At 34.8% G+C, this 18,316-nt stretch carries 19 protein-coding genes; 12 read left to right on the top strand and 7 right to left on the bottom strand.

Annotated elements, in window-relative coordinates; all coding sequences use genetic code 11:
* Positions 1-87: 87 nt before the first annotated feature.
* Positions 88-387: a hypothetical protein gene (locus I5776_RS13495; RefSeq protein WP_246483787.1), complete on the top strand. Its 300-nt coding sequence runs from the start codon at positions 88-90 to the stop codon at positions 385-387.
* A 170-nt stretch (positions 388-557) separates the two neighbouring features.
* Positions 558-683 carry a GapA-binding peptide SR1P gene (locus tag I5776_RS13490; RefSeq protein ID WP_202776915.1) on the top strand — a complete coding sequence of 42 codons (126 nt, stop codon included), beginning with the start codon at positions 558-560 and terminating at the stop codon, positions 681-683.
* Between the two features lie 35 nt (positions 684-718).
* On the opposite strand, the gene I5776_RS13485 is transcribed toward I5776_RS13490, so the two are convergent.
* Positions 719-2,188, bottom strand: a complete 1,470-nt coding sequence (locus I5776_RS13485) for an aminotransferase class I/II-fold pyridoxal phosphate-dependent enzyme (RefSeq protein ID WP_202776914.1) — start codon at positions 2,186-2,188, stop codon at positions 719-721.
* Positions 2,189-2,360: 172 nt separating this feature from the next.
* Between I5776_RS13485 and I5776_RS13480 the strand changes: the two genes are divergently transcribed.
* Both I5776_RS13480 and I5776_RS13475 read left to right on the top strand, forming a co-directional pair.
* A complete protein-coding gene (locus I5776_RS13480; RefSeq protein ID WP_202776913.1) occupies positions 2,361-3,320 on the top strand; it encodes an NAD(P)H-dependent flavin oxidoreductase in 960 nt (319 codons plus the stop codon).
* Positions 3,321-3,352: 32 nt separating this feature from the next.
* Positions 3,353-3,622, top strand: coding sequence for a UPF0223 family protein (locus I5776_RS13475; protein ID WP_202776912.1), 270 nt, complete (start codon positions 3,353-3,355; stop codon positions 3,620-3,622).
* Between the two features lie 87 nt (positions 3,623-3,709).
* Here I5776_RS13475 and I5776_RS13470 read toward each other — a convergent pair whose 3' ends face one another.
* Positions 3,710-4,327, bottom strand: a complete 618-nt coding sequence (locus I5776_RS13470; protein ID WP_202776911.1) for a YktB family protein — start codon at positions 4,325-4,327, stop codon at positions 3,710-3,712.
* A gap of 304 nt (positions 4,328-4,631) precedes the next feature.
* Here I5776_RS13470 and I5776_RS13465 point away from each other — a divergent pair, with 304 nt between their 5' ends.
* Both I5776_RS13465 and I5776_RS13460 read left to right on the top strand, forming a co-directional pair.
* Positions 4,632-4,826 carry a hypothetical protein gene (locus tag I5776_RS13465; RefSeq protein WP_202776910.1) on the top strand — a complete coding sequence of 65 codons (195 nt, stop codon included), beginning with the start codon at positions 4,632-4,634 and terminating at the stop codon, positions 4,824-4,826.
* 161 nt (positions 4,827-4,987) lie between these two features.
* Positions 4,988-5,785: an inositol monophosphatase family protein gene (locus tag I5776_RS13460; protein WP_202776909.1), complete on the top strand. Its 798-nt coding sequence runs from the start codon at positions 4,988-4,990 to the stop codon at positions 5,783-5,785.
* Between the two features lie 47 nt (positions 5,786-5,832).
* Here I5776_RS13460 and I5776_RS13455 read toward each other — a convergent pair whose 3' ends face one another.
* Positions 5,833-6,018, bottom strand: a complete 186-nt coding sequence (locus tag I5776_RS13455; RefSeq protein ID WP_202776908.1) for a YlaF family protein — start codon at positions 6,016-6,018, stop codon at positions 5,833-5,835.
* 191 nt (positions 6,019-6,209) lie between these two features.
* Between I5776_RS13455 and typA the strand changes: the two genes are divergently transcribed.
* Positions 6,210-8,048 carry a translational GTPase TypA gene (typA, locus tag I5776_RS13450; protein WP_202776907.1) on the top strand — a complete coding sequence of 613 codons (1,839 nt, stop codon included), beginning with the start codon at positions 6,210-6,212 and terminating at the stop codon, positions 8,046-8,048.
* 28 nt (positions 8,049-8,076) lie between these two features.
* The gene (locus tag I5776_RS13445; RefSeq protein WP_246483786.1) at positions 8,077-8,403 is read left to right on the top strand and encodes a YlaH-like family protein; all 327 of its coding nucleotides are present in this window, start codon (positions 8,077-8,079) and stop codon (positions 8,401-8,403) included.
* Between the two features lie 40 nt (positions 8,404-8,443).
* On the opposite strand, the gene I5776_RS13440 is transcribed toward I5776_RS13445, so the two are convergent.
* Together I5776_RS13440 and I5776_RS13435 are read right to left on the bottom strand one after the other, a co-directional pair.
* On the bottom strand, positions 8,444-8,638 hold the full coding sequence (locus I5776_RS13440; protein WP_202776906.1) for a YlaI family protein: 195 nt from the start codon (positions 8,636-8,638) through the stop codon (positions 8,444-8,446).
* A gap of 80 nt (positions 8,639-8,718) precedes the next feature.
* On the bottom strand, positions 8,719-9,318 hold the full coding sequence (locus tag I5776_RS13435; RefSeq protein WP_202776905.1) for a YhcN/YlaJ family sporulation lipoprotein: 600 nt from the start codon (positions 9,316-9,318) through the stop codon (positions 8,719-8,721).
* A gap of 319 nt (positions 9,319-9,637) precedes the next feature.
* On the opposite strand from I5776_RS13435, the gene I5776_RS13430 reads away from it, so the two are divergent.
* Positions 9,638-10,966: a PhoH family protein gene (locus tag I5776_RS13430; RefSeq protein WP_202776904.1), complete on the top strand. Its 1,329-nt coding sequence runs from the start codon at positions 9,638-9,640 to the stop codon at positions 10,964-10,966.
* A 90-nt stretch (positions 10,967-11,056) separates the two neighbouring features.
* On the opposite strand, the gene I5776_RS13425 is transcribed toward I5776_RS13430, so the two are convergent.
* Positions 11,057-11,548 carry a peptidyl-prolyl cis-trans isomerase gene (locus I5776_RS13425; protein ID WP_202776903.1) on the bottom strand — a complete coding sequence of 164 codons (492 nt, stop codon included), beginning with the start codon at positions 11,546-11,548 and terminating at the stop codon, positions 11,057-11,059.
* 216 nt (positions 11,549-11,764) lie between these two features.
* Between I5776_RS13425 and I5776_RS13420 the strand changes: the two genes are divergently transcribed.
* From I5776_RS13420 to pyc, 3 genes are all read left to right on the top strand, one after another.
* Positions 11,765-12,049 carry an Fpa/YlaN family protein gene (locus I5776_RS13420; protein ID WP_066232108.1) on the top strand — a complete coding sequence of 95 codons (285 nt, stop codon included), beginning with the start codon at positions 11,765-11,767 and terminating at the stop codon, positions 12,047-12,049.
* A gap of 163 nt (positions 12,050-12,212) precedes the next feature.
* The gene (locus tag I5776_RS13415) at positions 12,213-13,424 is read left to right on the top strand and encodes an FtsW/RodA/SpoVE family cell cycle protein (protein WP_202776902.1); all 1,212 of its coding nucleotides are present in this window, start codon (positions 12,213-12,215) and stop codon (positions 13,422-13,424) included.
* Positions 13,425-13,473: 49 nt separating this feature from the next.
* Entirely contained in the window at positions 13,474-16,914 is a 3,441-nt protein-coding gene (pyc, locus tag I5776_RS13410; protein ID WP_202776901.1) for a pyruvate carboxylase, read from the top strand.
* A 55-nt stretch (positions 16,915-16,969) separates the two neighbouring features.
* On the opposite strand, the gene I5776_RS13405 is transcribed toward pyc, so the two are convergent.
* Complete coding sequence (locus I5776_RS13405; protein ID WP_202776900.1) at positions 16,970-17,878, bottom strand: COX15/CtaA family protein; 909 nt, start codon at positions 17,876-17,878, stop codon at positions 16,970-16,972.
* Between the last annotated feature and the right edge of the window lie 438 nt (positions 17,879-18,316).

Raw genomic sequence — 18,316 nt, 5'->3', positions numbered from 1 at the left:
TGTGGTTTATTTTTTTTGCTGTTTTTTTGAAAAGAGGTTTTAAAATACGATGTTGCGGTCATATGATTAATATTAAACACATACAAATTGGCAGATGGTAACATCATTATTAAGAGTCTTGGTGATGCTATGAAAAAATATGTTGCATTTCTTTTTCAATTAATCATTTGGAGTTGTTTTACATTAGCGGTTTGGCTTTCACATCGAGATCATTTGATATATAAAATAATTGTATTTATTGTTTTCTTTTATTTATCATTTTTATTAACAAAGATGATTGTTAAATCGAACCGATCGACTATTATTATTACATTTTCCAGTTTATCGATTTATTTCTTATTACAGGTTCTTCTTAAACAAATAGTACCAATACCTTTTTCGTTATAAAAAACAACGATAAGAATAATCTTGTCGTTTTTTTTATTGAATTTGTCATACTTAATATATAAATTAGATAAATATGTCATACAAAATAGGCTTTAAATTTCAATTAATATGTATTATTATTAATTTATATAGAAAACGTTTTCATAATCTATTGAGAAGGGAAGATTTATATGGGAACTTTAATCTGCCAAGCATGTAATAAAATTATTGATCATTTTGAGGATGAAAAAGTATCCGTTTTATATTCGAGCTGTGCTAACTGTCATAAAGATCAGATAGAAAAAGAAAAGGAATAAACCATTAGAAAAGCTTTCTCCAAGTGGAGAAAGCTTTATTTTATTGCTTTATGCTCTTTAATAACACGAAGTGACTTAAGATCAAAATCTTCTGGACCTTGTACTGGTAGACCAACTTCTATATTTTTGCGAATATATTTTAAATTTTCTTCCGTAATAATTTCTCCTGGTATAAAAATAGGGATTCCTGGTGGATAAACCATAATAAATTCAGCGATGATTCTTCCTGCAGATTGTTCAAAAGGGATGACTTCGGTCTCTGCATAAAATGCATCACGAGGTGTTAAAGCCAGAACAGGAATATCCGGTAGCATCACCTGAGGACTTACAGTCCCTGAAAGATGTGAAAATTGGTCTGACAGCTCTTGAAGTGCCTTTATTAGCAGATTTGTTTCAACTTCGGAATCGCCAGGTGTAATAAGGCAGAGAATATTGTATAAATCTGAAAGTTCAACTTCGATATTATACACTTCACGAAGCCACTTTTCGGCATCATATCCAGTTATTCCGAGATCTTTTACAGAGATGATTAGTTTAGTTGGATCATAATCAAATGTTGCTTTTGTTCCTAATATTTCTTTTCCAACACAGTATAAATGATCAATCTCATTAATCTTACCACGAACGGATTGGGCTAGTTGAATTGTTTTATCCAGCAATTCTTTTCCTTGTGTAGCAAGTCTCCTTCTTGCCACATCAAGAGATGCTAATAATAAGTACGAGGTGGATGTAGTCGTTAACATACTTAATATTGTTGATACGCGATTAGAAGATACTAAACCATCTTTTACATTTAATACAGAGCTCTGCGTCATCGATCCACCTAATTTATGAACACTTGTTGCTGCCATGTCCGCTCCTGCTGCCATTGCTGAAATAGGAAGTTCGTCATGAAAATGGATATGAACTCCATGCGCTTCATCTACGAGTACAGGCACTTGATAGGAATGGGAAATTTCTACAATTTTCTTCAAATCAGCAGCAACTCCGAAATAAGTTGGATTAATAACTAATACACCTTTTGCATCTGGATTTTGTTGCAAAGCTTTTGAAACAGAATCAGTCGTGATCCCGTGTGATATTCCTAAAATTGGATCAATTTCCGGATGAATAAATATAGGGATAGCACCTGAGAAAACAATGGCAGACATGACTGATTTATGAACATTCCGAGGGACAATAATTTTATCGCCGGGTCCACAGACTGTCATAATCATTGCCATAATAGCGCCGCTCGTCCCTTGAACGGAAAAAAATGTATGATCAGCTCCGAAGGCTTGCGCAGCTAATTCCTGAGCTTTTTGAATCATCCCTTTTGGTTGATGGAGATCATCCAAAGGAGCAATATTAATTAAGTCTATCGATAATGCATTATCTCCTATAAATTGACGAAATTCAGGATCTATTCCTGTGCCTTTTTTGTGTCCGGGAATATGGAACTGAACTGGATTCTTTTTAGCGTGTTCAATTAATCCAGTGAATAAGGGAGTTTCAAATTGTGACAATGAACTTTACACCTCTTTTAATGTTATATCTCAAGCAGCGAAATTAATTAAAACAAAAGAAATTATAGCATTTAACTTTATCCTTGAAAATAGTTTCTTCTTAACGAAAGGAAAATATCAGTAAATTGAAGAAGTATTATATAATGTTAATGATTTTGAGGAGTGAATACATATGAATTGGAATACTAGGATTACCGACTTACTTAATATTAAATACCCGATTATTCAGGGAGGGTTAGCCTATTTAGCCTACTCAGAATTGGCCGCGGCTGTATCTAATGCGGGAGGGTTAGGGCAAATTACTGCGATGTCTTTAGAAAGTCCAGAGGCCCTTCGTAAAGAAATTCAGAAAGTGAAACAATTAACTTCCTTGCCGTTTGGAGTCAATTTTGCCATCGGGCAACATGGAAGACCTTACACTGACTTTTTAGATGTGGCTATCGATGAAAAAGTAGCAGTAGTATCCGTAACAGGTGGAAATCCTACACCTTTTTTTCAATACTTAGAAGGGTCAAATGTAAAAAAATTAGTGCTTGTAGCCGCTAAACGACAAGCTCAAAAAGCAGAAGAATTAGGTGCGGATGGAGTTATGGTGGTAGGTCAAGAAGGTGGTGGCCATTTAGGAAAAGACGATATAGGTTCATTAGTATTGATTCCACAAGTTGTTGATTCTGTTTCAATCCCGGTCATCGCATCCGGTGGAATTGGTGATGGCAGAGGATTAATGGCTGCCTTAAGTTTAGGTGCTGAAGGAATTGAAATGGGGACACGCTTTATTGCAACGAAAGAGTGCGTTCATGCAAATGAGCTTTATAAACAAGCGATTGTTAAAGGAAAGGAAACAGATACAACCGTTATAAAACGTAGTTTAGGTGCACCAGGACGAGCAATTACGAATCAATGGACAGAGCAGATTTTAGAAATTGAAAAAAATAATGGTGGATATGAAAAACTTAAAAACTATATTAGTGGACAAGCAAATAAAAATTATATATATAATGGAGATGCAGATAATGGATTTGCATGGGCAGGACAAGTAATGGGGTTAATTGATGATGTTCCAAGTGTAGAGGAACTAATTTCACGAATGATCCATGATGCTAATGAAATTCGGAAAAAATGGGAAAAGTAATCGTAAAGAACAACTAGAAAGTCGGTGTAGAAATGGAATATCAATATCCTTTCTCAATGGATTGGTCAACAACTGAGGTTATAGAAGTGATCCAATTTTTTGAGGCAATTGAAAAGGCTTATGAAAAAGGAATAAAACGTGAAGAACTAATGGACAAGTATCGACGATTTAAAGAGATTGTCCCTGGAAAAGCGGATGAAAAAAAATACTGTAATGAATTTGAAAGAGAAAGTAGTTATTCCTCTTATCAAGTTGTAAAAAGACTAAAGGAATCTGAGCCTGGTAACATAATAAAAATGTGAAAATAAAACCTTTTTGGGGCGTTGACAAAAAGGAGGGAGGAGTTTTATTCTGCTCCTTCCCCTTTTTATCATACTAGCAACGATATTCTATTTATACGGTAATTTATATAATGGGATAAGTGTTTCAAACGTATTTCTAACAACGTCCATAAATTCGGCGCCGTTCGTTAAAATTGGATCATTGGCTGCAATTTGCCGTCCAATCAGGAATTCCGCTTTCTTGACGTCACGGAAACGTTCAAGCGCCTTTTTCAAGTCGATTTCTTTTAATGAAGTTGCACTCTTTTTCATATGGTCTTGTGAAACAACGAAATCATTAGGAATGGACGTTTTAATCGTTTTCAATTTCTTCAAAAACATCTTTGCAATTTCCTCTTTATTCGGTAATTCGTAAATAAACGCTAACCAAATGAAAACATGGTCGTCAAACAATCCAACTTGAAAATGTGGGTGTTGTTTATAACCACGCTTGTTTCCCGAGATTGCCAACCAAGTATCTTTTGGAGCATTTACCGTCCGACGTGCATGTTTGGCTATATGCAAGAACATTTCTTCCCCTATACTTACGGAAAGTTCGTTCGTTAATAATTGACCGATTTCCCGGAATTTTGGTCGAATTCGTTCTTCGATCGCTTTCATTCTTGCGTCGAGACCTTCTATATTAAACGTGTCAAAATCGTTCTTTGTGAAACCTACGAATTGCATTGTTTATAATCTCCTTCATAACGTTTATTCATTTTTTAGATTGGGTAAAAGATAGCAACGGCAGGCGTTTTATAGTTCAGTCCCGATTTAAAAAACGAGGGAATTTCATAAAAGAACCTCCACTTATCATCTTTCATACAGTTGACCTTATTTTATCATAATCGACAAATTTCCTAAAATGAAATTACTTAGGCAATTACACATTTTAGTTGCATGATTAGTAAAAAATCATATGATGTAGAAAGTGATATCTGAAAATTTAGTTATTTAACAAAGGCAAAACAAGTGAAAGGATGTGAAGTTCATGAAACAAGTAATGAATACTTCGAAAAAGAAAAAATTTGATCAGCAACGTATAGCTGTACTTAGATTAGAAATGGACTATGAGCTAGCTGTCCTTTTTGAAGCAATTCAAGATAATGACCTTAAGAAAAAGGATTTAACAAAAAAGAAACTTGAAAAAATACGGGAAGAATTATTAAGGATGAAAGCAATGTAGGAGTGTTTCTTAAGTAGATTTACGGACTCCCTGTTCCTCATCACAGATGGGGTTCGTTTTTATGGAGTTAAATATAATGTTAATTTCTTGAATTACATAATTTTTTCCTTTAAGCTAATGATACAATAAGTTAAGTCGAAGATGTGATGGGGGATATGACCATGACGAATTGGGAGCAAATTGATACATATGTTAGAAAGTGGCTAAAGGAAGCAAGAATAAATATCATTGATTCTTTTAAAAAAACATTAGACATAGAAACAAAGTCAGATCGCAATGATTTAGTTACTAATATAGATAAAGAGACTGAGTCTTTTTTTGTGAAAAATATTCAGGAACATTATCCTGAGCATCACATTATTGGTGAAGAAGGACATGGTAAGAAAATTAACGACACAAATGGAGTGTTGTGGATTATCGATCCGATCGATGGTACAGTGAATTTTGTCCACCAACAAAGAAATTTTGCCATCTCTATTGGAATTTATGAGAATGGAAAAGGCAAGCTAGGATATATTTATGACGTAGTTCAAGATGAACTTTATTTTGTTGAAGTAGGAAAAGGCGCCTTTTTTAACGAAGTTCCGATTCCTAAACTGGCTGATACGAAAGTTGAAGATGCCATTATCGGGATCAACTCTTCTTGGATTATTTCCAATCGACACATTCCGATCTCGAATTTACATCGATTAGTCCATGATTCACGTGCTACAAGATCGTTAGGTGCAGCCTCACTTGAAATTGCGTATGTTGCAACGGGCCGGCTTGATGCATACATTGCAATGCGCCTTGCTCCTTGGGATTTTGCGGCTGGAAAACTTTTAATAGAAGAATTAGGTGGAAAACTATCGACGGTTAAAGGCGACCCTTTGCAATTATTAGAGAGTGGTACGGTATTTGTCAGTAATGTTGGACTCCATAAGGAAATATTAAACAAGTATTTTTTAGCAAATGAATAAATAAGGCTACCTCAAATGAGAGGTAGCTATTGTTATTTTTACATCCTTTATAATCGTCCTTCTTCACGCATTTTTGCTTTTGTTTTGAATCCATACCCCATAACGAGAATAAGAACAAGAATACATAGAATAATACCGATGATACTTCTTTCCCCTATTGCTACTCCGATGCCAATCATTGAGGCGGCCGCAAGTGTAGCGAACAGAATGAAAATCCATTTTATATCTTTCATATAAATTGCCTCCTACAGGTTTCCTTCAATAAGGCTAATAAAAATATCATTTTCATTTTACTTTAAAAACCTTACTTTGCAAAGTGAAGTTGGAAATAATGCATAAGTGGTGATTTATAAATAACTATGATATAATACGTAAGTTATAGTTATACTAACATTGACGGTCATAAAGGCAGGAGGAACCACTTTTGAAAATAAGAGAAGATTTACGTAATATAGCAATTATTGCACACGTTGACCATGGGAAAACAACGCTTGTCGATCAGCTATTAAAGCAATCTGGAACATTTCGTTCAAATGAACAAGTAGCTGAACGGGCAATGGATTCTAATGATATTGAACGTGAGAGAGGTATTACAATCTTAGCGAAGAATACCGCTATTCAATATAAAGATATTAAAATTAATATTATGGATACACCTGGACACGCTGATTTTGGCGGAGAAGTGGAACGTATTATGAAAATGGTTGATGGGGTTCTACTAGTCGTTGATGCATATGAAGGATGTATGCCTCAAACACGTTTCGTTCTAAAAAAAGCATTAGAACAAAATTTAACTCCGATCGTAGTTGTAAATAAAATTGACCGTGATTTTGCTCGTCCAGAAGAAGTTGTTGATGAAGTGATTGAATTATTTATCGAGCTGGATGCAAACGAAGATCAATTAGAATTTCCTGTTATTTATGCATCTGGTATTAATGGTACTGCAAGCAATGATCCAACTAAACAAGACGAGAATATGCAAGTCTTATTTGATACAATTATTGATCATATTCCAGCCCCTGCTGATACGAGAGAAGAGCCTTTACAATTCCAAGTTGCCTTATTAGATTATAATGATTATGTAGGTAGAATTGGAATTGGACGCGTCTTCCGTGGTACGATGCATGTGGGACAACAAGTTGCATTAATGAAATTGGATGGGACGGTAAAACAATTCCGGGTATCTAAAATTTTCGGTTTCTTCGGATTAAAACGTCAGGAAATTCAAGAAGCACATGCGGGTGACCTTATAGCAGTTTCCGGTATGGAGGATATTAATGTTGGGGAAACAGTTTGTCCAATTGACCATCAAGAACCTCTACAACCATTACGCATTGATGAACCGACACTACAAATGACGTTTATTGTCAATAATAGCCCGTTTGCAGGTCGTGAAGGTAAATATATAACATCACGGAAGATTGAAGAACGTCTTCGTGCTCAATTGCAAACAGACGTGAGTTTAAGAGTTGAAAATACTGATTCCCCTGATGCTTGGATTGTTTCCGGCCGTGGTGAACTTCATCTTTCTATCTTAATAGAAAATATGCGTCGTGAAGGTTTCGAATTGCAAGTATCAAAACCTTCTGTTATTGTTAAGGAAATTGACGGTGTTAAATGTGAACCAATTGAAAGGGTACAAATTGATATTCCTGAAGAATATACAGGAAGTATTATTGAATCACTTGGTTCTCGCAAAGGTGAAATGCTTGATATGGTCAATAACGGAAACGGTCAAGTGCGTTTAATCTTTAATGTACCAGCTCGTGGATTAATCGGTTATTCTACTGATTTCATGACATTGACTCGTGGCTATGGAATTATTAATCATACTTTCGATAGTTATCAACCGATGCAGCCAGGTCGTGTTGGTGGCCGCCACCAAGGTGTGCTTGTTTCCATGGAAACAGGGAAAGCATCAACATATGGTATCATGCAAGTAGAGGATAGAGGGACAATATTTGTTGAACCAGGTACAGAAATTTACGAAGGTATGATCGTTGGTGAGAATACTCGTGAAAATGATATTACCGTGAACATTACGAAAGTGAAACATGCAACGAACGTTCGTTCAGCGACTAAAGATCAAACATCAGTTATTAAAAAACCACGCATTATGTCATTAGAAGAAGCACTTGAATATTTAAATGATGATGAATACTGTGAGGTTACACCTGAGTCTATTCGTTTACGTAAAAAAATACTAAACAAAAATGAACGTGAAAAAGCTGCTAAAAAAATGAAATATGCAGAAACGAACTAAAAACTAATTTCTAGAAAGGGAGTCTAATGTGCCAGAGGTTAATGTGCAGGAACATCTTTCCTTTTTCGCAGGCTTGTATCGAGTGGATGAATTTCCTAAACTAGGAATGTGGATGCTTTATTTGACTATTGTAGCTTTATGTATTGTCGTTTATAAATTGGGTTTTGCTCAAAAGCTTCCAGTGTTAAAATCAATTTTAATCTATTTGTTTTTAGCATTTGGTTGCACGATTTTAACCTTTTTAGCGATATTTCTTCCAATTACAGAAGGACTCGTAGTTGCTGCCCTTATTTTAATAATTTATAAAATTCGCAGGTACAATTACAAAAAAGATGAAGCGCAAAATGATGCATAAAAAACAAATCCACCTAATTGGTGGATTTGTTTTTTTTATTCTATATATCATTAGATTCGTTATGTGATTCGGATTCTTGTCGTGAAGCGATTCTTGCAGTCGTTTTCTCAGTTATTCTTTGATAACATTCATCGCACATATAGGTATGAATTGGACGATTGCGAAGTCGTTTTGCCATAATGGAATCGTCATTTATATCATTTATTTTTTCGCATAAAATACATTTTACTTTCATTCAGTTACACCCCGAGTTTAAACCGTTTTTTTTAGTATAACATGGAAATGAAAGTGAGGAAATTTTCGGTTTGTATTTCTTTATTTTTTATTATTTGATTGGTTTTCTTGCTCTTTTTCAAGTTTATTATCTTCCGATTGATTTAATTCTTGTTTAGGTGTTTCCGTACCGCCTTGCGGATTTTTTGGTTCTATGATATTTTTCGGTATTTCTGGCATCAGTCTTCCTGCAATATCTGCAAGTTCATGGATAATTCCTTGCCCAGGTTTACCATCACGAATATCTTGTCCAATTTCACGAAGACGCTGCGTAAAATCAGGATCGGCAACGATAATTGCATTTGCGCCGTATGGATCATGTTTTAAGCTTTCTGCAACCGAATACTTAATGGATCCAACTCTAGAACGATCAATATTATCGTCAACATCAATCCCAACAAGAGCATAATTACTGAATACTACTGCTGTTGCATCTTTCACGTTAGGTACGCTGACGGCAAGGTCTACAAGTCGTTGTGAAATTTGTTGTCCTGTTTTTCTGTCGACACTTTTAATATTGCTATCTTTAACAGATATCGTTCTTGGAGTGATATTATTGCTATTTTTTCTTTGTCCAGCCTCATTGTTTGCACATGCACTTAATAAAATAGTAGTACAAAGAAGCAATCCTATTTTTTTCAACTACATTCACCTCATTTAATCTATTCTCAAAGTACTCCAATCCATTCCGCTTTTCTAGATGTCTAGCTGCATCGCCTAGCCCCTCGAGGTCAAATAACCTAAACCAAATGAAGTCAAAGAGCGGACTTCCTTTGGTTTTGAACATTTGCTTGTCGGGGCTGACCAAGGCGATTCCGCTTTTCTTTAATTAGTGTGCAATTTTCTTCTATCTTTATTCATTTGTTCATATATTTTAGCAATGTCCGTCCACTTCAAATGAACAGGAAGTAGAAAAAGTTCATATTATACAATAATCCAATAAGGAGCAGGAGGCATCAATTTGAAGAAAATATATGTATTAGATACAAATGTCTTATTACAGGATCCGAATGCCATATTTTCTTTTGAAGATAATGAAATCGTCATTCCGGCTGTTGTGCTAGAAGAAGTTGATTCGAAAAAAAGGTATATGGATGAAATTGGACGTAATGCCAGACAAGTATCCAAATTGATTGACAGCTTTAGAAAAGCAGGAAAGCTCCATGAAAAGATTCCACTTGAAAATGGTGGGGTACTTAGAATCGAATTAAATCATCGATCATTTCAACAATTACAAGATATATTTATTGAAAAAACTAATGATAATCGAATATTGGCTGTAGCAAAGAATTTATCTATAGAGGAGGCTACGAAGGAAAATGGAAGGCCTGTCATTTTAGTAAGTAAAGATGCACTAGTACGTGTTAAGGCTGATGCGCTAGGTTTACAAGCAGAAGACTTTTTAAACGACCGAGTGGTGGAAATTGATCATATATATACAGGGTTACTCGAAATTTATATAAATATTGATTTATTGAATTTATTTTATGAAAAAGGCGAATTAGCTTTATCGGAAATTACACATCATCCTTTCTACCCCAATCAATTTTTAATTATGAAAGATGCGTTAGGAAGTTCATCTTCGGCGATTGGAATTGTTGATAAAACTGGCAAGGTCGTACGAAAATTAGTTTATAACCATGAGCCAATTTGGGGAATTAAACCAAGAAATGTCGGGCAAACCATGGCGATGGAATTACTATTTAGACAAGACATTAATCTTGTAACAATGATTGGGAAAGCGGGCACTGGAAAAACACTTCTTGCACTGGCTTCCGGATTGATGCAAACCGAAGATCTACATTCCTACAAAAAACTACTTGTCGCACGTCCAATCGTACCAGTAGGAAAAGATTTGGGATATTTACCTGGTGAAAAACAAGAGAAATTAAGACCTTGGATGCAACCGATTTATGATAATTTGGAATATCTATTTAATACAAAAAAACCAGGTGAATTAGAAGCTATTTTAGCGGGGATGGGGTCAATTGAAGTGGAAGCTTTAACCTATATACGTGGAAGAAGTATACCGGATCAGTTTATTATCATTGATGAAGCTCAAAATTTAACGAAGCATGAAGTAAAAACGATTTTAACAAGAGTGGGAGAAAGAAGTAAAATTGTATTAATGGGCGATCCTGAACAAATTGATCATCCATATTTAGACGAATACAATAACGGATTGACATATGTACTTGAAAAGTTTAAGGATCAAGCTGTAGCGGGACATATTAAATTAATGAAAGGAGAAAGATCTGGATTAGCTCAATTGGCGGCGGACCTTCTATAAAAATTAAATTAAGATGAATTTCATACTATCGTTAAATACACAACAGAATGGTTTGTTGACCATTCTGTTGCTGCAATAACATATTAAAGATTACTCTACGCGAAAACCTTTGACATATTTTATTGGTTGATCTTTATTAGAACCGTCTTCAAATAAAATATGCACTGGTCCATCCTCTTTTAGAGCTTTCCCTTCTTTTGAAAAAGCAATAATAAGGTCATATGCTTCACTGATAGGGATTCGTACCTCTTCATCGTTTGTTTCAATTATAAGTGTAGTAGCACTTTCGAGAGGTTCAGCATTTTTTAAAAAAGGTTCAAATTTAATGCCGAATGTACCAGTTAAAAGTCTTTCTTTCAAAAATCTCTTTTCAGATTTTAGTGTTGGAGGTGAAATAGCGCCTTCTTTAATTTCACGATCAAAAAATTTACCAACACTTTTTGTATATTCTTCATCCTCGTCAATACCCGTATTCTTATTATCAAAATATGTAGTTAAGTCTAATTTACGGTCATCAAATATCCAAGTCCCGGCATCTAAAGTAATTGGAAATTTAATATTTCCTTTAATTGGAATAATCATCTATTTTGCCTCCTTACATAGTAAAAGTATACTCTGAAAAAATGAACTTGTCACATTTTCCTAACGTTTTCATAATGAAAAAAGTTTCCTAAAACAAAATTATATGAGAAAATAAAGGTATGAAAATTAATACTCTTAATCCTTGCATTTTGCTTATTTTCAGAGTAAAATTTTTAGATAAGATTGTCTATTTGTTCGTAAATTGGGGGGATCTATATGGCGTCTGAAATTAAAATGGATCACCGGGAAAAAGCCTATTCTCTTTTAAGGGTGGACGCAGAGAAAATTTTGCGCTTAATTAAAGTCCAAATGGATAATTTAACGATGCCCCAATGTCCATTATATGAAGAAGTATTGGATACACAAATGTTTGGCCTATCCCGTGAAATAGATTTTGCAGTCAGACTAGGCTTGGTGGAAGAGAAGGATGGTAAGGAACTACTCGATTCATTAGAACGAGAACTTACTGCCTTACATGAAGCATCCACAAAAAAATCATAATTAAAAAACTCAAACAGTTCACAGAAATTGTTTGAGTTTTTTTGTAAAATAGGAGTAAAGAGTTATTTTTTCTGTATACTTTTTTTAAATTTCTTTTGATAAGCAGGAAATAAAAAATTATTGAAGAATATCTTTTAATAGACTAAAGGATTGGAAGGTTATTATGTTAAAAAAAATCTTAAAGTCTTATGACTATTCACTTGTCATCGTGTACATACTTTTATGTTTATTTGGATTAGTCATGATATACAGTGCAAGCATGGTGGTTGCTGTACAAAAATACGGTTATAGCAGCGATTTCTTTTATATGAAACAATTAAAAAGTTTCATATTGTCACTAATTGCTTTTATCATTACCGCTTTTTTTCCATATAAAATATATAAAAGCAATAAGTTTCTTGGAACGATTATGCTTATATCTGTTGCAGCTCTTATCGGGATTCGCCTGTTTGGTCATAACTCAAATAATGCTCAAAGCTGGTTTAAAATCGGGACAAGCATGATTCAGCCATCAGAGTTTGTAAAGTTAAGTGTAATCATATACCTATCTGCAGTTTATGCGAAAAAGCAGTCTTATATTGATCAATTTAATAAAGGAGTCATTCCACCTTTATTATTTTTAATCTTTGTTTGTTTCTTGATAGCGATTGAGCCTGATTTTGGTACTGCCTCCATAATTTTTGCAATAGGACTAACGATTTTGCTTTGTTCGGGAATGAAAATGAAGACGATGATGAAACTTTTAAGTTTGGGATTAATTGTTGTCTTACTCCTTTCTCCCGTATTTTTATTAAAAAAGGATGAAATATTTACAAAAAATAAAATGGCACGGATTACGGGTTATATGGACCCTTTCAAAAGTCAAGCAGATGAAGGGTTTCAATTATACAATTCATACTTGGCCTTAGGGTCTGGTGGTGTGAAGGGGTTAGGTCTTGGACAAAGCGTTCAAAAGCTTGGATATCTTCCCGAGCCACATACTGATTTTATTATGGCTATCATTGCGGAAGAGCTAGGAATTTTTGGCGTGGGTTTTGTCATTATTGGTTTATCCTACCTCGTTTTAAGAGGAATATATATAGGGGTAAAATGCAGAGATCCATTTGGAAGTCTACTATCAATCGGAATCTCAAGTATGATTGGTATTCAAACCTTTATTAATTTAGGAGGGGTGTCGGGATTAATACCCATTACAGGGGTTCCATTACCATTGATTAGTTATGGCGGTTCTTCACTGCTTCTTTTATCAGCTTCATTAGGTGTGTTAGTCAATGTATCAATGTTTGTAAAGTATGAAGATAAGTATAAGAAAAAAGAAGAGACTACTACTTTTGTAAATTCGAAATTTAATAATCGTGGATTTAAGGTACATTAATTTACAATTACTAATCCATCGAAGATCATGCAAAGGGGAGACATACTGTATGAAAAAAATTGAAAAGGTATTGGTAGCGAACAGAGGAGAAATAGCGATTCGAGTTTTTCGAGCGTGTACAGAATTAAATATTCGGACGGTAGCCATTTATTCTAAAGAAGACTCGGGATCTTATCATCGTTACAAAGCGGACGAAGCATATTTAGTTGGTGAAGGGAAAAAACCAATAGATGCCTATTTAGATATTGAAGGAATTATTGAAATTGCGAAAAGTTCAAATGTAGATGCCATCCACCCGGGGTATGGATTTCTTTCTGAAAACATTCAATTTGCAAAACGTTGTGTAGAAGAGGGAATAACTTTTATTGGTCCAAATACAAATCACTTAGATATGTTTGGTGATAAGGTTAAAGCGAAGGAGCAAGCGATTCTTGCCAATATTCCAGTTATTCCAGGTAGTAACGGTCCAGTCTCTTCTCTTGAAGAAGTACAAAAATTCGGTCAGCATCATGGATATCCATTTATCATTAAAGCATCATTAGGCGGTGGCGGTCGTGGGATGAGGATTGTTAATCATGCCGAGGAAGTGACTGAAGCATTTAATCGCGCTAAGTCAGAAGCAAAAGCCGCATTTGGAAATGATGAGGTTTATGTAGAAAAATTTATTAAAAATCCTAAACATATTGAAGTTCAAATATTAGGTGATTCAAAAGGTAATATAGTTCACTTATTTGAAAGGGATTGTTCTGTTCAAAGACGCCACCAAAAAGTAGTTGAGGTAGCACCATGTGTATCGCTTACTGAAGAGTTGCGAAAGGATATTTGCCAAGCAGCAGTTAATTTAATGAAAAACGTCAATTATGTGAATGCTGGTACGGTGGAATTTTTAGTAGCGGACAATGAATTTTATTTTATTGAAGTTAATCCACGTGTCCAAGTAGAACACACAATCACGGAAATGATCACTGGCATTGATATTGTTCAGTCTCAAATTTTAATTGCGGAAGGCCATCAATTACATAGCGAAATTGTGAGTATTCCGGAACAGGATAAAATCACGATCAATGGCTTTGCTATTCAATCTAGGGTAACAACTGAAGATCCATTAAATCATTTCATGCCTGATACCGGGAAAATTATGGCTTACCGTTCCGGTGGTGGTTTTGGTGTACGACTTGATGCAGGAAATGGCTTCCAAGGAGCAGTTATTACACCATTTTATGATTCCCTATTAGTAAAATTATCTACATCAGCTCCATCATTTGAAAAAGCGGTAGCAAAAATGGTACGAAATCTGAAGGAATTTAGAATTAGGGGAATAAAAACAAATATACCTTTCCTTATTAATGTAGTGAAACATGAAAATTTTATTACGGGTGAGTATGACACTTCTTTTATTGACTCAACTCCGGAACTTTTTGACTTTCCTGCCAGCCGTGACCGCGGAACGAAAATGCTTTCTTATATTAGCAATGTTACGATTAATGGATTTCCGGGAATTGAGCATAAAGAAAAGCCATTATATCCCAAAAACAGAGTACCAAAAGTTAGTCTCGTGGAAGAATCAGCTCCTGGTACAAAACAAATACTGGACCGTGATGGCGCTGATGGATTAGTAAAGTGGATTAAATCGCAAAAAGAAGTATTATTGACTGATACAACATTTCGTGATGCCCACCAATCATTACTCGCAACACGTGTAAGAACACAGGATATTAGAAAAATCGCCGAACCGACTTCTAAATTACTTCCAGAACTATTTTCTTTAGAAATGTGGGGAGGAGCTACATTCGATGTGGCATATCGATTTTTAAAGGAAGACCCATGGCAGCGTTTGAAGGAATTAAGAGAAAGGGTTCCAAATGTTCTTTTTCAAATGCTTTTTAGAGGTTCAAATGCGGTAGGGTATAAAAATTACCCGGATAATATTATTCGCGAATTTGCCAAACTGTCTGCAGATGCGGGAATTGATGTTTTTAGAATATTTGATAGTTTGAATTGGATAAAAGGAATGGAAGTTGCCATTGATGCTGTTAGACAAACCGGAAAAATTGCCGAAGCAGCAATTTGCTACACTGGTGACATCAATGACCCTATAAGAACTAAATATAATATTCAATACTATAAAAACTTGGCAAAAGAGTTAGAAAATCAAGGAGCACATATTCTTGCTATTAAAGACATGGCTGGTCTATTAAAACCACAAGCAGCTTATCAACTTATATCTGAATTAAAAGAAACAATAGATATTCCAATTCATTTGCATACACATGATACAAGTGGGAATGGACTTTACACATATGCGAAAGCCATTGATGCGGGTGTGGATATTGTAGATGTAGCACTAAATTCAATGGCGGGCTTAACATCACAGCCCAGTTTAAATGGATTATATTATGCATTGGAAGGAACAGAAAGAAAACCGAAAATAAATATTGATGCCGCGGAAAAGCTTACAAATTATTGGGAAGACGTAAGAAAATATTATAGTGACTTTGAAAGTGGAATGAATTCACCACACACAGAAGTGTACCGACATGAAATGCCGGGTGGACAATATAGCAATCTCATGCAACAGGCGAAAGCAGTAGGGCTTGGAGAGCGTTGGGATGAAGTGGAAGAAATGTACCAAATTGTAAACCGTATGTTTGGGGATATAGTAAAGGTAACCCCTTCTTCAAAAGTAGTTGGAGATATGGCTTTATTTATGGTGCAAAATAATCTAACTGAAGAAGATGTCTATACACGTGGATTAAAAATAGACTTTCCAGATTCAGTTGTGGAATTGTTTCAAGGATATTTAGGGCAACCAGTCGGTGGATTTCCAAAAGAGCTACAAAAAGTGATTTTAAAGGATAGAAATCCAATTAGCATTCGTCCAGGAGAATTAATGGAGAGTGTTGATCTTTCCAGTCTTAAAGACACATTGTCTAAAGAAATAGGCAGGGAAGTTAATGACCACGAAACGATTTCTTACGCTTTATATCCTAAAGTATTTTTAGATTATGTGAAAACCGTTGAACTATTTGGTGATGTTTCCGTCATTGATACACCAACATTCCTGTATGGTATGAGACTGGGCGAGGAAATTGAGGTAGAAATAGAAAAAGGAAAAACACTTTTTGTTCAATTAGTTTCAATCGGACAACCTAGAAGAGATGGAACGAGAATTATGTATTTTGAGTTAAATGGCCAGCCACGTGAAATAATAATTAAAGATGAAAGTATAAAATCAACTGTAGCAAATAAGGTAAAAGCTGACCCGAAAAATGAACAACAAATCGGGGCAACTATGCCAGGGACGGTTATTAAAGTGATGGTTAGTAAAGGAGATAGAGTCAATGCTGGTGATCACCTCATGATTACCGAAGCGATGAAAATGGAAACAACTGTCCAAGCGCCATTCTCCGGAGTGGTCAAAGAGATATTTGTCCAAAACGGGGAATCCATTAGTCCAAATGATCTTTTAATAGAACTAGAAAAAATATAAAAAATAAAACACGTACAGTTGTCTGTACGTGTTTTATTTTTTATATTTTTTCTAGTTATTCCATATTTTTATTACTTCTACCGATCAATAATAGATAATAACTTAGCAAGCCAAAAAGGCAGGAGATAAATAATGCATGTGCAAGTGCGATATATAGGTTTAATCTTGTAACGATAATAAGAGCTCCTGCAATTACTTGTAAGCAGACAAGAATAAAGGCTATGAACCAACCTTTATAGATAACAGGCTGATTTCTGTAATTTTTAAAGCTTAAATATGTTATATATGCGATCCAAAGAAAAATAATACCTGCAGCAAAACGATGTCCCATTTGAACCCATTGGTACATGTTTGTTGGAAGGGAGATCGAATCGTTTAAGCAAAATGGCCAGTCCCTGCACGCTAAACTTGAGAGTGTATGACGAACAAGGGCACCTGTGTAAACGACAATATAACTATAAATTGTAACCCCGATAATATGAAACTTCATTCGCTTATCAAAAACAACTTTTGAGGCATCAAATTTTTGATCCACTTCAAATATTAATAATGTTAACAGGAACACCGAAGCAAATGAAATAAGTGATATACCAAAATGCAATGCTAACACAAAACTAGATTGTCCCCAAACAACTGCGGCTGCCCCAATAAGTGCTTGTAATATTAAAAAGAATAAAGATAAAATCACTAGAAATTTTGTTTCGCGCTTGTGGCCGATAGCTTTCCATGACCAAACCGATAAAATTAGTAATAGAATTCCTACACCACCTGATACAAAGCGATGTGCTAATTCAATTAAAGTCTTCATCGTTATGTGGCTTGGTAAGAGTTGACCATGACAAAGTGGCCAAGATCTCCCGCATCCCATACCGGAATCGGTTTTTGTAACTAATGCTCCACCGATCAAGACGAAAAGCATTCCTAGCGTCGTTAAGATTGCTAACCATTTTAATCCTCGACGCAATTTTTTCACCTACTTACCTAATATTTCATATGACCAAAAGATCATAATAAAGTATGATGTCCAACCGATATGAATTAATCTAATACACTTAATGATAGTACCTAAAAGCCTTAAAAAAGACAACCGATAAAATGTTACAATTCATTCATCATTTTAATAATGTAACAAATTTGGCTAATCCTGAATTAAAAAATCTTATAGAAAATGAGATCGGTTCTAGTATATGAATAATTCACGACACAAAATAGACATAAAACCGTCGAAAATTATTCACAAAAAATAATAAAGATATGTTTTAATATGGAATTGATGGAGAAAAAATCTCTTCTGCCTATATTAAAAGTCTATTTTTCGGAGATTGTGGTAAACTGAAACTAGAAGAATGACATATATAATAAAACAAGGTACATAATAAGGGTAAAAGTGAACAATTAGCGA

The sequence above is a fragment of the Heyndrickxia vini genome (assembly GCF_016772275.1).
In the GTDB taxonomy this organism is placed as follows: Bacteria; Bacillota; Bacilli; order Bacillales; family Bacillaceae_C; genus Heyndrickxia; species Heyndrickxia vini.
The sequence above is the reverse complement of the archived record's forward strand: the minus strand, read 5'-3'. Positions and strand labels throughout refer to the sequence as shown.

What these genes read in the sequence shown, in the direction of transcription:
- pyc (WP_202776901.1), top strand. Translation starts at nt 13,474, where the DNA reads ATGAAAAAAATTGAAAAGGTATTGGTAGCGAACAGAGGAGAAATAGCG.
- I5776_RS13480 (WP_202776913.1), top strand. Translation starts at nt 2,361, where the DNA reads ATGAATTGGAATACTAGGATTACCGACTTACTTAATATTAAATACCCG.
- I5776_RS13420 (WP_066232108.1), top strand. Translation starts at nt 11,765, where the DNA reads ATGGCGTCTGAAATTAAAATGGATCACCGGGAAAAAGCCTATTCTCTT.
- I5776_RS13490 (WP_202776915.1), top strand. Translation starts at nt 558, where the DNA reads ATGGGAACTTTAATCTGCCAAGCATGTAATAAAATTATTGATCATTTT.
- I5776_RS13440 (WP_202776906.1), bottom strand. Translation starts at nt 8,638, where the DNA reads ATGAAAGTAAAATGTATTTTATGCGAAAAAATAAATGATATAAATGAC.
- I5776_RS13475 (WP_202776912.1), top strand. Translation starts at nt 3,353, where the DNA reads ATGGAATATCAATATCCTTTCTCAATGGATTGGTCAACAACTGAGGTT.
- I5776_RS13470 (WP_202776911.1), bottom strand. Translation starts at nt 4,327, where the DNA reads ATGCAATTCGTAGGTTTCACAAAGAACGATTTTGACACGTTTAATATA.
- I5776_RS13425 (WP_202776903.1), bottom strand. Translation starts at nt 11,548, where the DNA reads ATGATTATTCCAATTAAAGGAAATATTAAATTTCCAATTACTTTAGAT.
- I5776_RS13465 (WP_202776910.1), top strand. Translation starts at nt 4,632, where the DNA reads ATGAAACAAGTAATGAATACTTCGAAAAAGAAAAAATTTGATCAGCAA.
- I5776_RS13455 (WP_202776908.1), bottom strand. Translation starts at nt 6,018, where the DNA reads ATGAAAGATATAAAATGGATTTTCATTCTGTTCGCTACACTTGCGGCC.
- I5776_RS13415 (WP_202776902.1), top strand. Translation starts at nt 12,213, where the DNA reads ATGTTAAAAAAAATCTTAAAGTCTTATGACTATTCACTTGTCATCGTG.
- I5776_RS13460 (WP_202776909.1), top strand. Translation starts at nt 4,988, where the DNA reads ATGACGAATTGGGAGCAAATTGATACATATGTTAGAAAGTGGCTAAAG.